This is a genomic window from Endozoicomonas sp. SESOKO3 (genome assembly GCF_024606255.1).
Window position 1 is genome coordinate 1 of sequence record NZ_JAHHPR010000787.1, and the last position, 13,984, is coordinate 13,984.

17 protein-coding genes are annotated in these 13,984 nt (G+C 46.1%); 8 read left to right on the forward strand and 9 right to left on the reverse strand.

Features of this window, described 5'->3' with window-relative positions; translation table 11 throughout:
* From KDK18_RS13845 to frdD, 3 genes are all read left to right on the forward strand, one after another.
* Positions 1-366: 4Fe-4S dicluster domain-containing protein (locus tag KDK18_RS13845; protein WP_257255519.1), on the forward strand; the 366-nt coding region annotated here is incomplete at its 5' end.
* The gene (locus KDK18_RS13850; RefSeq protein WP_257255520.1) at positions 366-752 is read left to right on the forward strand and encodes a hypothetical protein; all 387 of its coding nucleotides are present in this window, start codon (positions 366-368) and stop codon (positions 750-752) included. The genes KDK18_RS13845 and KDK18_RS13850, both read left to right, overlap by 1 nt.
* An 11-nt stretch (positions 753-763) precedes the next feature.
* Complete coding sequence (gene frdD / locus KDK18_RS13855; RefSeq protein ID WP_257255521.1) at positions 764-1,114, forward strand: fumarate reductase subunit FrdD; 351 nt, start codon at positions 764-766, stop codon at positions 1,112-1,114.
* Positions 1,115-1,174: 60 nt separating this feature from the next.
* Here frdD and KDK18_RS13860 read toward each other — a convergent pair whose 3' ends face one another.
* Entirely contained in the window at positions 1,175-2,053 is an 879-nt protein-coding gene (locus KDK18_RS13860; protein ID WP_257255522.1) for a hypothetical protein, read from the reverse strand.
* 51 nt (positions 2,054-2,104) lie between these two features.
* Here KDK18_RS13860 and KDK18_RS13865 point away from each other — a divergent pair, with 51 nt between their 5' ends.
* Positions 2,105-3,109 carry an adenosine deaminase gene (locus KDK18_RS13865; RefSeq protein WP_257255523.1) on the forward strand — a complete coding sequence of 335 codons (1,005 nt, stop codon included), beginning with the start codon at positions 2,105-2,107 and terminating at the stop codon, positions 3,107-3,109.
* Positions 3,102-3,791 carry an SDR family oxidoreductase gene (locus KDK18_RS13870; RefSeq protein ID WP_257255524.1) on the forward strand — a complete coding sequence of 230 codons (690 nt, stop codon included), beginning with the start codon at positions 3,102-3,104 and terminating at the stop codon, positions 3,789-3,791. Before KDK18_RS13865 ends, KDK18_RS13870 begins: the two co-directional genes overlap by 8 nt.
* A gap of 45 nt (positions 3,792-3,836) precedes the next feature.
* On the opposite strand, the gene KDK18_RS13875 is transcribed toward KDK18_RS13870, so the two are convergent.
* The 5 genes from KDK18_RS13875 to KDK18_RS13895 all read right to left on the reverse strand — a co-directional run bounded on the left by KDK18_RS13875 (position 3,837) and on the right by KDK18_RS13895 (position 8,581).
* Positions 3,837-4,532: an anti-sigma factor domain-containing protein gene (locus tag KDK18_RS13875; protein WP_257255525.1), complete on the reverse strand. Its 696-nt coding sequence runs from the start codon at positions 4,530-4,532 to the stop codon at positions 3,837-3,839.
* Positions 4,514-5,089, reverse strand: a complete 576-nt coding sequence (locus KDK18_RS13880; RefSeq protein ID WP_257255526.1) for an RNA polymerase sigma factor — start codon at positions 5,087-5,089, stop codon at positions 4,514-4,516. Before KDK18_RS13880 ends, KDK18_RS13875 begins: the two co-directional genes overlap by 19 nt.
* A 246-nt stretch (positions 5,090-5,335) precedes the next feature.
* Complete coding sequence (locus KDK18_RS13885; protein WP_257255527.1) at positions 5,336-5,659, reverse strand: Hpt domain-containing protein; 324 nt, start codon at positions 5,657-5,659, stop codon at positions 5,336-5,338.
* Positions 5,660-5,724: 65 nt separating this feature from the next.
* Positions 5,725-8,073, reverse strand: coding sequence for a DUF1631 domain-containing protein (locus KDK18_RS13890; protein ID WP_257255528.1), 2,349 nt, complete (start codon positions 8,071-8,073; stop codon positions 5,725-5,727).
* Between the two features lie 229 nt (positions 8,074-8,302).
* On the reverse strand, positions 8,303-8,581 hold the full coding sequence (locus tag KDK18_RS13895; protein WP_257255529.1) for a hypothetical protein: 279 nt from the start codon (positions 8,579-8,581) through the stop codon (positions 8,303-8,305).
* Between the two features lie 238 nt (positions 8,582-8,819).
* Between KDK18_RS13895 and KDK18_RS13900 the strand changes: the two genes are divergently transcribed.
* Both KDK18_RS13900 and KDK18_RS13905 read left to right on the forward strand, forming a co-directional pair.
* Positions 8,820-9,125 carry a hypothetical protein gene (locus KDK18_RS13900; RefSeq protein WP_257255530.1) on the forward strand — a complete coding sequence of 102 codons (306 nt, stop codon included), beginning with the start codon at positions 8,820-8,822 and terminating at the stop codon, positions 9,123-9,125.
* Between the two features lie 79 nt (positions 9,126-9,204).
* Positions 9,205-9,732 carry a GNAT family N-acetyltransferase gene (locus tag KDK18_RS13905; protein WP_257255532.1) on the forward strand — a complete coding sequence of 176 codons (528 nt, stop codon included), beginning with the start codon at positions 9,205-9,207 and terminating at the stop codon, positions 9,730-9,732.
* 110 nt (positions 9,733-9,842) lie between these two features.
* Here KDK18_RS13905 and sctV read toward each other — a convergent pair whose 3' ends face one another.
* From sctV to KDK18_RS13920, 3 genes are read right to left on the reverse strand one after another with little or no spacing between them, the layout of a single operon-like run.
* On the reverse strand, positions 9,843-11,930 hold the full coding sequence (gene sctV, locus KDK18_RS13910) for a type III secretion system export apparatus subunit SctV (RefSeq protein WP_257255533.1): 2,088 nt from the start codon (positions 11,928-11,930) through the stop codon (positions 9,843-9,845).
* 51 nt (positions 11,931-11,981) lie between these two features.
* Positions 11,982-12,275 carry a hypothetical protein gene (locus KDK18_RS13915; RefSeq protein WP_257255534.1) on the reverse strand — a complete coding sequence of 98 codons (294 nt, stop codon included), beginning with the start codon at positions 12,273-12,275 and terminating at the stop codon, positions 11,982-11,984.
* 23 nt (positions 12,276-12,298) lie between these two features.
* Positions 12,299-12,670, reverse strand: a complete 372-nt coding sequence (locus KDK18_RS13920) for a hypothetical protein (protein ID WP_257255535.1) — start codon at positions 12,668-12,670, stop codon at positions 12,299-12,301.
* Positions 12,671-12,922: 252 nt separating this feature from the next.
* Here KDK18_RS13920 and KDK18_RS13925 point away from each other — a divergent pair.
* On the forward strand, positions 12,923-13,984 hold a 1,062-nt coding region (locus KDK18_RS13925; protein WP_257255536.1), incomplete at its 3' end, for a LysM peptidoglycan-binding domain-containing protein.

A 13,984-nucleotide genomic window follows, 5' to 3' on the forward strand; every position in this document is an offset into this window, starting at 1 on the left:
GTTGCAGAAGGTGTAAACAAGCAGACACCCAAAGAGCTGGGCCTTTACAAGCAGTTCTCCAGCTGCATTAACTGCATGCTCTGTTACTCAGCCTGCCCACAAATGGGGATTAACCCACTGTTTACCGGGCCAGCCGTTATCGCACTGGGACACCGTTACAATCTGGATACAAGGGATGACGGGTATGATGAGCGCACAGAAGTGATTCAGAGCAAGAACGGTGTTTGGTCCTGTACCTTTGTGGGCTATTGCTCAGAGGTCTGCCCAAAGAATGTCGATCCTGCTGCAGCTATCAACCAGAACAAGTTGCAGGGCGCTCAGGATTGGGCTTTGTCTTTCCTGATGCCGCTTAAAGGAGGTAAGTGATGAGTCGTCGTCCTTATGTGCGTCCCATGAAGCGCACTTGGTATATGGATCATCTTTTTTATCGCACCTACATGATCAGGGAAGCGACCTGTGTGTTTGATGCGCTTTACAGCATCAACTTGTTCTTTGGTATTGTTCAGCTGACCCGTGGTGGAGACGCCTGGGAGGGCTGGCTTTCTTTTCAGGCTAATCCTCTGATGATTCTGTTCACGGTTGTGACGCTAGGGATGACTCTGTTTCATGCAGCCACTTATTTTGATATGACACCACGGGTATTGCCTCAGCAGATTCGCAAGATGGTGGCTGATCATGTAGTCAATAAACTGATGTATGCAGGTCTGGCAGGTGTTTCTGTCATTATTTTCGCTGCTGCTGTGCTGTTTTGAGGGAGATGGTCATGAGTCAGAAAAGACACATTGAGCCGTTGCTTTGGAGCCTGTTCGGCGCTGGTGGAACAACAATCGCTTTTTTCTTCCCGGCTACGATCCTGGTGATTCTGGCGGTATCTTTGGGCGTGATTCCAGCAGAAGCACTGTCTTATGAAAGAATGTCTGGTTTCTTCTTGAATAATCTGATTGGACAGTTGGTTCTTCTGGTCGCCCTGGTGCCTTCCTATTGGGCCTGTATCCACCGTATTTACCACGGCCTGCATGATTTGGGTGTTCATCCGGGGGCAGGGCTTAAAGTAATGTTATATGGAGCTACTCTGGTTTTGAGTGTGGTGACTGTGATTCTGGTACTGTCCTGATTTAATGAGGTTTCCGATCAAGAAAAGCCGTCAGACAGCCTTTGACGGCTTTTATCATATCTAAGTGCCGTTAAAAGCCGACATTTCGATGCGCATCTGACGAAGCTGCTGTTCCACAGCTTTCTGCTGGTCAGGTGTCAGCTCACCTTCCTGTAACATTAATCCGAGTTTGTTGGCTGTCTGACTTAAAGAGAAGAGGCATTTCTCCTCCATGAGTCTGGTCATTTCCTGAAGTTGGTTCTGTCCCAGACTGCTGTTACTGAGGTACTCATCTGCCCTTATTTTGGCAATTGTTCTGACCGGGCTCTCTGAGGTTCCCAGCTGGGTCATGTAGCCACTGATTTGTTCAAACTGTTCTTCCAGTGAAACGTCTGAAACCACCAGTTTACTGACAATATCGTCAGCAGTGAGCTGCCCAGCGAAGGTGACTAACAATTTTTTGGCTCCCTCTGATTGATCTTTTGGTAAGGTAGAAATCAGTTTATCGAGTTGATTCAGATCCTTGATGAAACGTTCCATGGATTCCCGAGCACCGACCAAATCACCTTTTTCAAAAAATTTCAGCATCATACCCAAGTCTGCAGGTGCCAGTTTACCTTCTGAAGGCGTTGATTTGACGCCTCTGGAGAGAATCGATTTCTTTTCTGGTCCTGACAGCGGCTTCTCTTTTGAAAGATATTTCTTCGGTTGCGTTTCATCAGAAGCACCACTGCCCTGATTTACAGGCGGTCGGCTGGGTTCAAATTGTGTTTGGGAGGGAGGTTGTCCTGAGCCATCAATCTTCGACATAGTGCCATTCCATGGTTTTTTGCCGGAAAAGACGCCTGAAAGCGAAAGCATCCTTCCTGATATCGCTGCCTGACTTGCAGCCAGAGCGTTATAATAAGTATCTTTAGAAAGAATAGCTCTTTTTAACGTGGAAATGCAGTATTCATTCAAAGAACAAGTTCCTGACGATCTTTAATGACAGATGAAAAGGTAGATTCTTCCATGATTGACTCGTTACCCAAGGCAGAACTTCATCTGCATATTGAAGGTACCCTGGAACCTGAACTGATGTTGTCTCTGGCTGAAAGAAATGAAATCAGCCTGCCTTACCAAAGCGTTAAAGAAGTCCGGGACGCCTATCAGTTTTCCAACCTGCAATCCTTTCTGGACATTTATTATGCTGGTGCAAATGTTCTACAGACCGAACAGGATTTTTATGATTTGACCTGGGCGTATCTGGAGCGCTGTCAAAAAGACAATGTAGTTCATACCGAGATTTTCTTTGATCCACAGACCCACACTGGCAGAGGTATCCCGTTTGGCACTGTGTTTGAGGGAATGGATGCCGCTCTTCAGGATGGCAGAAAGCAGTTGGGTATCAGCAGTCATACTATTATGTGTTTTCTTCGTCATTTAGGAGCTGAGGCAGCGCTGAATACTTTTGAAATGTCCAAACCATGGCATCAGCGACTGGTCGGTGTGGGTCTGGATTCAACGGAGCTGGGGCACCCTCCGGAGATGTTTGCAGAGGTCTTTGACCAAGCCATACAGGCTGGGTTGAAGACCGTTGCTCATGCGGGAGAAGAGGGTCCGGCAGACTACATCTGGGGAGCTTTGAATGCACTTAAAGTGTTGCGGATTGACCATGGTGTTCGATGTTTGGATGACGAGAGTCTGGTTCAGTATCTGGTTGAGAACAAAATTCCCCTGACAGTGTGTCCCCTTTCGAATGTCAAATTGTGTGTATTTGACAGTTTGTCAGAACATAATCTGAAGCAGATGCTGGATAAAGGACTTTGTGTCACTGTCAATTCTGATGATCCTTCCTATTTTGGTGGTTATATCAACGATAATTTCCATGCTACGCAGCAAGCCTTAGGGTTGGACGATCAGGCTGTTTATCAATTGATACGAAACAGCTTCAATGCCAGTTTTCTTGAGAGTTCAGAACGATCCCGGCATCTGGCTCGTCTGGACACTCTCTATAAGGAGTTAAGTGATGACTAAAACGGTGGTGGTGACCGGTGCAAACCGGGGTCTGGGTCTGGAGTATTGCAGGCAGTTTTTGGAAAAAGGCTACAAAGTATATGCCTGCTGCCGGGCACCAGAGTCGGCAGAAGATTTGCTGAACCTGAAGCAGCAGAACAGCGAAAAACTGGAAACGGTACCTCTGGATGTCACCAACCCCGCACAGAGAATGAATCTTAAACATACGCTGCAGAGAGAGCAGATCGATATACTGATTAATAATGCGGGTATCTATGGTCAGCGGGCGAAATTTGGCGAGGTTGAATCTGAAGAGTGGCACAAGGTCATGGAGGTCAACACCATTGCACCGGTTTTGCTGGTGCAGGAACTGTTTGAGCTGATGCCTCAAGGTTCAAAGATTGTATTGATGACCAGCAAAATGGGGAGTATTGCTGATAACACAAGCGGTGGAAGCTATATCTACCGTTCCTCAAAAGCGGCATTGAATGCTGTTGGCAAAAGTATGGCGCAGGATCTATCTGATAAGGGGGTCAGTGTGGCTATCTGTCATCCGGGCTGGGTTGTGACGGATATGGGCGGACCCAATGCTTTGATTGATACCCGAACCTCCATAAAAGGGCTGATTTCTGTGATTGAGCAGCTTGGGCCGGAAAATACCGGGCAGTTTTTTAACTATGATGGTGCCCTGATTCCCTGGTAATTAGAAGATCAGGCACTGCCCCGTCAGGCAGTGCCTCGAAACAAGTTAGTAAGTTCGAGTGCTCCAGTCACCTTTATCCAGAACAGGCCCCATGTCCCAGCCGTTGGGTGCGCCCTTCTGGTCTTCAAGTGTGACAATAATTTTCGCTTTGGAAAGCTTCTCTGCCCATCCCTTGGGTATCGTCATCTCTTTTGTACCTGATTCAGGCAGCATTCCCAGAGAAACAGGCTCTACACCATCCACCACCAACCAGAGTTCACAGGCTTTCCCTTCAGGGATGGAATCAGGCTGAACGGTTTCCATAACCAGTTTTTTACTGCCCAATGATGCGTTAAGAATCCACCCGGGGCTTTTTTTCTGGTTGTTGACGACATAAACGTATTCCATGTTCGCCGGGTTTACCGACTGAAAATTCGCCAGAGCCACCATAAGAGCCAGGGCAACCGAAGCAAAAGCGGAACCTTGCCAGAACTTCAGGCTGCTCCAGAATGATTCTTTATTGTTGGTAGCTTGCTCAATATTTTTCCAAATATGCTTGGGAGGCTCGACAGGAGGCAGAGCCTCGTTCAGAGTATCCAGGTACTCTCGCCACTCGTCTACTTCACGCTGAACATCGTGACTAACAGCCATTAATACTTCAAATTGAGCCTTTTCATCAGGCGTCAGCAGGCCGAGCACATAGTCTGCTGCAGCCTGATTTCTTTCATCAGGATTGCTTAGATCTAAGCGGTCGTCATGCATTCCTTCAACCTCATCAGTCCACGTCGAATCCACGTTTTCACTGTTCCGATAGGAACTTCCAGCTGGTTAGAAAGATTCTGATGAGTCATTCCATCAAAATAGCTGAGTTCCAGACAGCGTCTCTGGTTATCATTCAAAGTTCTCAGACAGCGGTGGACTTGCTGACTGTTCTGTGTTTCTGTCATCTTTTGTTCCTGACTGGAACTCTGGTCGACCTGCAGGTCAAGCGCCTCCGTTTCCACCTGGGGCTCCCGGTTCAGTTTCCGCAGATGGTCCAGTGCCTGATTTCTGGCAATGGTGTTCATCCAGGTCATGGGAGCAGCTTTGCTGCTGTTATAGCTGGAGGATGCCTGCCAGATCTTTATATAAACCTGCTGAAGACAATCTTCTGCAAGCTCTCTGTCTTTCAATATACGCAGGATCAAGGCAAAGAGTTTCGACGAAGTCAGCTGATAAAGATGTTTAAAGGCTTTTTGTTCCCCCCGGGCACATCTGGCCAGATCTTCAGCAAGACTTTGGGGAGAGGGTGTTGATATTGAGGTGGAGGTCAGACTCATTCGAGTTGTACTGTTTATGGGTTAGGACGCTTACTCTACCGGATAAATCACTCTCATCAAACCTCCATAAAAGACTCTGACCACATCCAGTCTGACGACCTTACACAGGCAGGGGGTATGAGGCAGTGTTTATGCAACCTTGATCAGGTCATAGGAATGATTCCGGGAGTGACGATATTGGAGGTTGTCCGACAGTGTCTTTCTGGCTTGAGTAAAGGTAGCATGACACATATACAGTTTTAGATTTCATAGCTTTTTGATAGCTTCAGAAACGCTGCTATAACACTTCCTGATATCAGAGAGTAATGATTCGAACTTCTCATTTTCAGCCTGTTTGCCCGCTTCTTCCAGCTCATTGGTCAGCTGTATCAGCTGATTGGCTCCCACAATCATTGATGAGCCTTTGATTCGGTGTGCGAGACTGGCGATCTCGCGGTGTGTCTTGTTTTCAACTGCTTTATCCAAGGATCTGAGATCCTCTTCTGTGGTGTTGAGGAATTCATCCAGAAGCATCTGCATCATTGGTGCATCGTCTTCGGTGAGCTGTTCCAGGTTCCCAAGGTCGATCAATGGATACCTCCTTTGTATCTGGATCAGTTGGGGAAAACATTCAGGTTATGTGTCGTCGACAGATGCTAAAACTTCAGGAATTTGTTCATGACAGCATGCAGAGCCTTGTCGAAGAATTGAGTATCTTCAATAATACGAATGCGCTCATTTTCTATACCGGACTTGATTGCGTAGCCAGACATTTCGGCTACTTTCATGCCAGAACTATTAATGAAGGTATAGCGATGGGAGACTGTATTAATAGAAGAGAGTTTACAACGGAAATGCTGATCCTGCTTGCCAATGAATTCAACCCACTGGCCTATGCTAAGTTCTACTCCGGTATGCTCTTCCAGAACATCTTTTTCGATGACTCCGTCTTCCTTTGGAGTCGTATCAACGACCTCGGGAATGAGTAAGTCTGATTCAAGGTGAGGATGATCTAACCTTTGACTCTGAAGTACGATCTCTTCTGTATCCGATTCTGCAAACTCTTCTTTTGCTGCTGAATCTTCGAGGGTTACGTTAATAAATTCTTCTTCTATTGGGAATTCAACAGGCATTGATATCAGTGTGGTCAAATCATGCATCCATTCAGCGAAGATAGAGGGGGCATGACCGGTTTTGTTGAGATGGTCGAGCAACATAGTTTTTAATAGGAGCCAGTCTTGAGCTGGGACCGAATCACGGTTTTCTGGTTGTAGATTCCATAACAAGATATCCAGTGTATTAATGGCATCGAACCATGGAATGTCAGCTGAATCATTGGTATTAGCAGTGCTCTTCATACCAGCGGTTTCCAGAACATCAGACCAAACTTCATTAACCAGCTTTTCCATTGAGTCCGGCACTGTATATTGCCGGGTAGAAATGAGATTGGAGATGATTAGTTGAAACTCACAGTTTACCTTGCTTGTCTGAGCTTCAAGAACAATATCTTCCGTACTAATGGCCTCTTCACCCTCTGCAGGTTCAGTCTGATTGGGCTCTGTTCTAGTTTGATTCTGGTCTAAAGAATCCCTGATTTTAAGTAGCTTATCGTTGAATGTTTTATGACAGCTGGAAAATATGTCAGGGTCTTCGGTGAAATGTTTGATAATGTACTTGACTGTTTCTTCAATCAACTCGATAACAGGCTTTTCTGTTTCTGGTTCCAGTGTCGTATGCATGCCGGCTGAGGTCATGTCATTGAGTAACTCTCTTGCCGCATGGCGACGGTCAGTTAAAAAACTTTCTTCCAGTAAAGTCAGTTTCAAAACAGGAATCTGAAGTAAACCAATCAGATTTTTAACGTCATCCGGTAACTCATGATCGTCCAGAATAAACTCGAACAGCATGCCGACCATGTTGATAAGGTCACGGTGCCTTGGTGAGAGCTTTTGTTTTACACCCTTGTCCTTCAAGGCACTCTTGATCGATTCTGCCAGACTGAAGATAGAGTCATGTTGACCCGAGAGCTCTTTCTGTATGGATGTCAGTGTACTGGCTAGCTCGATGCTGGCAAACAGTCTGGCATCACCACTCACCGTTGCATTAGAAGTCTCTGACGGGGTATGTAGTAGTCCTTCTACTCTGGAAAACAGCCTGTTTACCAGTTCATTCATGAACGCTTCATTCCAGGTTTGCGATGAATCCTCCGTTTTTGACGTCGTCTCAGGTTCAGGCGCTTCTGAGCGATATTGGGGAGCAGCCTCTCTGCTATTGGCTTCTGGTACTACTTGAATGTGTTTGGATTTTGAAAAGGGTTCATCTTCTGGTATTTCTGCAATTTTTGTAGCTGGCATGCTGATTTCAAGCCCCATAGAATCAAGGTACTCGTCCACTTCATGCCAGAGCTCCATCACAGCGGGTTTTATCTTGAGAGCAAATTGTAAAAGCAGTTCCTGGGTCAGGTCTGAAGACAGCTGAGCGGGTACCAGCGCTAGCGCGAAGCTCTCACAAATCTTCTGAGCTCCTAGTGGATTATTCTCTGGCTCAAGATGAATTAATCCAGACAGCCTGTTTTGTATATTGTTGAAGCGTTGAAGTTGGTCATTTATGCTAAGTTGACTGGCGGCATATTGCCACGCCAGCTTTTTCTCAAGATCGCCATTGTCAAGCAATGACAGCTCACTCAGAGAAACAGAGGCATGTGTATTGTCCTCTTCTTCAAGATTATTGAAATGTTTTAATGCCTCCTGCCGGAAGCATTGTATGATTTGATTTTTTGATCTTTCCAGGTTTTGCCTGGCTTCCATGAACTGCATGATTTGAGCGTTGTTTTGGCCAGCATCAGAAAGCTCCACGATATGCTGAGCCAGGTCAGTAAGAATATGATCGACAGGAGGGAATACCCATTTTTGGAAAGCATTGATGAGAGAGGTGTTTATTTCACCCACTTGAGAGAGTTTTGTTGAACTCGGTAGCGTGACAACATTGCTCGACGTTCCTGTCATAAATACTACTGCTCCCTGTATGACAATTAGGTCTGAGTTTACGTTTGATTGTTTATGGGGTTACCTGCTTAAATGGCCTGAGGCTTATTTCTGGCGGTGCCTTTAGCCAATATGTTTGACTTATTTGTCCTATTGTAATTTATTTGAATCAATATATTTATAATCAAAAGAAGTAAAAACGGCTAAAGGGTTAACCTGTTGTCAAACTTGTGATAACAGTAGTTGCAGGTTAGCCCTCTTTCAGCTCTTTAGATATTTCCCGGGCTTTCTCCATGGCCTTGTTGAAGCCGTTCTTGAAAAGGTTCTCCCTGATCTGCCTCTGAAGCTCTTCCGGGCTGATCATGCCGTCTTCCACTTCACTGGTCTCAGCTTCTTCCATTTCTGCCTGTTTTTTGAGATTAGCAAAGCGCTCTGCCTCAGCAGCATCAATTGGCTGTACTGGCTGGGTTGGGTCAACTTGACCGCGGTTGGAAGGTTGGATCGGTTCTGCGTCATGGTTAGTGATCATGCTTCTCTCCCTGTGGGTTGAAAATTCTGATGAGCGGTAATGTCTATCCTTATTTATATCGCCCATAACCATATTTCATTGTAGATAAAAAGGTTAAAGAGTTTGTTAGGGGACAAAATGGAAGTTGTTCTATAGACCATGGATTATTATTTCCAATCTATGTAAGAACAGGGGGTTCACACCTTAAAGCCCTCCATAGCTTCGCCGACAACTGGATTAGTTATGTTTGGAGAATGTTATGAGTGGACAGCATTTCACATTGACCATCAGTCAGAGTACAACAGACGCAGGCGATTTTGCCATCCACATGAAAGAAGAAGGTAAATCCGAGCAGCTTCTTGTACACCTTCGGTTTATGGATTCACCCATGCTGGACGAAAAGTTCCTTGATGATATCGTTGGCGTTCTGGCTCGAAAACTAGCCAAACGTGTCATTGAATGGCGTGTTGCCCCAGATGTTAACCCTGATACCATGCCCGATGCCCAGGATGAAGCTAGAGCCGTTGTCAATGCCATGCTCGATAAAATGAAAAAAGGGCAGTGACAGCTCTGATACCCCTCTTTAGCCACACAGTATTTTGCCGATTGAATACCTGATGAATTGATCATGTCAGGCAATGGATATGCGTTTTGATCTGGGTAACGGATATTGTGTTAGAAGCTTTCTTTACGGTGATGCACCATCACTTTCACGTCACGGCAACAACTGGAATGTGGCCAAAAATCTCAGGGATAGTTTTCCACATCCTTATACGATAGAGCATGCCAGAGCATGGATTCAGCATGTGAAGGAAAATGAAGCTGATACCCGTTTTGTGATCGATCATGAAGGGGAGGCCATTGGTGAGATCGGCTTTGTAACCCAAGTGGATGTTCATCGTTTTACGGCTGAAATTGGCTATTGGTTATCTGAATCCCACTGGGGAAAAGGAGTAATGACTCAGGCTCTCAGCCGTATCACACAGTATGCCATGGACGAGCTGGGTCTGGTCCGCATTTATGCCGATGTGGTTGATTACAACAAAGGGTCTGGAAAAGTACTCGAAAAGTGCGGCTTCCAACTCGAAGGTATCTTGAGAAAACATATTTTCAAAGGTGAAGACTACTTTGATCAATACGTTTACGGTCTGGTTCGTTCTGAACTCCAATGATCCTCGAGTGAATGGCCTCTGAGCAAACATCTTTTTTCACTTCCTGCATTTCTTTTCTGACCAGACAGCCTTCTTACTAAAAAGAGTGGGCTGTCAGTTATCAACATTGATCAGAGTGATATACGACCCAGAGGTTGTACTGTGATTTCTTCTGTAAGCTCTTGGTGAGACAATACGGCCAGATCATAAACTTCCAGCTCCAGAAGCTTCCTGACGTATCGGCGAATATCCATCGATGTGATCAGTACAGGTTTATGTTCAAGGTGCCCAATTTTGCCTACTGTGTTTTTTACATTCTCAACAAAGCGAGCAGACTGGGACGGATCAAGAGCCAGATAGCTGCCTGCTGATGTCTGTCGGATGCCACCACGTATGGTATCTTCAACATCTTGATCAAGAAGGTAGACAGGCAGCATGTTTTTACCATTCGAATACTTGTAACTGATGTATCGTTTCAATGATGAGCGGACATATTCTGTTAACTGAACCACTTCCTTTTCTTTGTGGCCCCAGACGACCAGTGCCTGAAGTATGGATCTCAGGTTCCTGATCGAGATATCTTCCGAGACCAGTCGCTGGAATATTTCAGTGATTTTATTAACTGGCAGAAGACGCTGGACTTCTTTGATCAGTTCGCCAAAGGAAGACTCCATTTTTTCCAGCAGGTATCGGGTTTCTTGAATGCCGATAAACTCTTCTGCATATTTTTTCAATACGTGAGCCAGATGAAATGTCAGTATTTTCGGAGCATCCATGTAATTAACATTATTTTTTTCCAGCTTCTCTTTCTGGCTTTCTTCTGCCCAGAGCGTATCAAGGCTGGGCAGGAAATCTTCTTCCTGTTCATAAGGGATTTTCAGCATTTCCAGATGGTCAATGGTTTCACGAACGAAGACATAGCCAGGTCTGAAATGACCGCTCGCCACAGGAACTTCCTGAAGCATGATGGAATAGCTGTTGTCCATCATGGCGTCATTAAAGCGAAGATGGATACCAGGAAAGGGAACCCCGAGATCCATGTACAGAGCTTTTCGAACCTTCAGAAGCTCATCGTTAAGCATCTGGGTGTTCAGTGTTTCCTGAATGGAAGTAGGTACATCAATAATAAGTGGCAGTGTCTGCGTAAACTCTTCCTGCTGGTCCAGTCTGGACTTTGCATCTCCGGCTGATTCAGTCGCGGCAGCCATGGCTGGAATCCCGCCTTCGGCTTCCTGAGCCATCTCGCGGGAGGCTTTCCTCAGCAGGTAATAACCTCCGCCGCCAATTATCAGCGCCAGCATTAGAAATATGAAAGTGGGAAAACCGGGAATCAGAGCAAAGCCAAGCAGCAGGACGCCGCCCACCAGCAGCGCTTTGGGCTTATCAAGGAGCTGTCCACCAATTTCGTTACCCAGATCTTTGGAGTCTTCATTGGACACCCTGGTAACGATAATACCGGAGGTTATGGAGATCAGCAGAGCTGGTATCTGTGAAATCAAACCATCACCTACAGTCAGGATGGCATATAGCTGCAAAGCCTCACCCGCCGTCATGTCATTCATCATGGTACCAATGGCGACACCGGCTGTGATGTTCACAAAGATAATGATCAGACCTGCGATGGCATCACCCTTTACGAACTTCATGGCGCCATCCATTGAGCCGTACATCTGGCTCTCTTTCTGCACCAGTTCCCGACGTTTTTGTGCTTCTTCCATTTCGATAGAACCGGCACGAAGGTCAGCGTCGATACTCATCTGTTTACCGGGCATGCCGTCCAGTGAGAAACGAGCACTGACTTCTGCCACCCTCTCAGAGCCCTTGGTGATGACAAGAAACTGGACAATAGTGATGATCAGGAAGATCACGATACCGACAATCAGGTTGCCGCCCACCACAAAATTACCGAAGGTATAGACGATTTCACCCGCGTCAGCCTGAAGAAGAATCAGTCGGGTAGTGGTGATGGAGAGCGCCAGTCTGAAAAGGGTTGTTACCAGAAGCACCGCTGGAAACGAAGAGAATTCCAACGGAGATAACAGATAGATAGACGTCATCATCAGGATGAAAGAGAGCCCCATATTGAGGGCAATAAGAAAGTCCACCAGAACGGTGGGCATGGGCAATATGATCAGGCTGACGATGGCTACCAGCATGGCTGCCAGCATCAGGTCATTTCTTTGGCCCAGTTTATTAAGCCCTGCGACGACAGGATTCATGCTTTATGACCAGTCTGTTTGCAGGGGAGAGCAGTCTGGTCAAGCAAGAGATTATTTTACAGCGGCTTTCTTTCTCTTTTTGAGCAGTGCTCGCCCCTTGATCCATTTAATGGCCCGGGTATCCATTCCAGGCTTCGCGTACTGCAAAAAAGTATCGGCGGCCTTGATAGAATCTTCAGGTCGATCAACTTGCAGGTAGGCGTAGCTGAGCATTCGATAAACATCGGGGTTTTGGGGTTCAAATCGTTTAACGGCTTCCAGCAAAGCGATAGACTTTCGTGGCTGGAGATACTCCATATAATAAGAGGCCTGAGCCAGTAACCACTGCCTTAATGGCTTATTCATGGTGTGTTTCCCTGTTGTTCCTATTAGCCCGCGACCAGAACATTCCGTGTCATGGTCAGGTATTCCTGCAATTCTTTTGACTCTTTTAATACGGCTAGAGCTGCTTTTGCTTCTGGCCACTCTTCGGCATGCTTGCTCAGAAGGCTCAGAGCCATATCCGTCATCATGTTATGTTCATCAGGGGAGAGTGAAGGAGCCTTTTCAGTCAGGTTGAGGGCGAATTTTTTTTCACGATCCTGGAAGGTGCGACCCATTTCAAGGGCTTTCCAGAAGTGAGCCGCAATGCTTTTACCGGAGGGTTTAAAAGAAGACTTGTCTTTCGGAAAGTCTTTATCAATAAAGTCATTGTTGACGAATGAAATACCAGAAAGGCCGTTTTTAAAAGACACGTCCATAATGCAGAGCCTCTGTTTAAATGAATTGATTCTCTTCGTTTTAGCGTCGGCTGGATGACAGCAAACTGTAGCACTGGCCCTAAAACTGTGTAAATGATTAGAATTGAAGAGTAATCTTGGATACACTGGTTTTATTCTGTTGTGTATTTAAATTAGCTATAAAAAATAAAAAATTGATTAGAAAAAGTTTATTTAGCCGTTAATACCTTTATTGTGGGTTGTTTAGAGGACGGGCATGGAGGCACTCTTCGGATGGGGTCAAAAACTCTCAAACTCTGGCTAGTTTTGTTGCCTGCTCTGGCTTTGTTGATTCCATTACTGTTTGCCAGCACGTTCTTGTCATACTCCCAGGCGGCGGTCTGGTCTTCCGTTCCACAAAATGACAGTACTCGAAGGCATATTGTGCGCCCTGGTGAATCGCTCTCCATTATTGCGCAGAACTATGGCTTTGAGCTCCGTGAGCTGGCTGAGTTTAATAGCATTACCAACCCTTCCAAACTGATGGTGGGACAAACCATATACCTTCCCGAGAGTTCTACTGAATATGTTGGGCCCGGGTTTCAGGCAGCCTCTCCCGCAGAGCCTCCGCCACAGGCTCTGGATGCAACCGCATTTCCTCCGACAAGATCAAGACCTGATGAAGAAGAGTATTTCAGGTTGCAGCAATGGATGGGTGGCCAGAAACAAACGACAGGTATCGAAAGTATCGATTACAACTATGTGAGAAAAGCTCCACAGCCTCAGGTCGAGGTGGGCTTTGATATTCCTCTTGAAGCTGAGGACCCATCCGGAGGAAACAGTACTTCTGAGTCATCGGTCAAACAGATGGAAAATATTGAAGTAGCCGGCAAGGAGTTGTTGGAAGAAGTGGAAGAGGAGGTCAAAGATTCAGAGTCTCCAGCCTTGGCCGTCTTTGGAGACCGTCCTTATTCCTTCTATGGCAGTGGTGAAGATTTGCTTGAGGCATTACAGAATTTTGCTGCCAGTTACTATGTTCCAGTCGTTATCTCTGAAGATGTCGTAGGTGAAGTAAACGGCAAGATTGGTCCACTGACGCCCGTCGATTTTCTGGATCACATGGCCAATATTTACGGATTCATCTGGTATTTTGATGGCCACTCACTCTATATCTACAGTGGCAGTTCAGCTGAGCAAAAGATTATCAGTCTTGGATACATGACAACCCGGGACTTCAAGACAACACTCAAAAAAGTGGGTATCTGGGATGGGCGTTTTTTTTGGAAAGAGCAGCCAAAAGATGGCCTGATCTATGTATCCGGACCGCCAAGGTACATTGAGATGGTGAGTCAAACG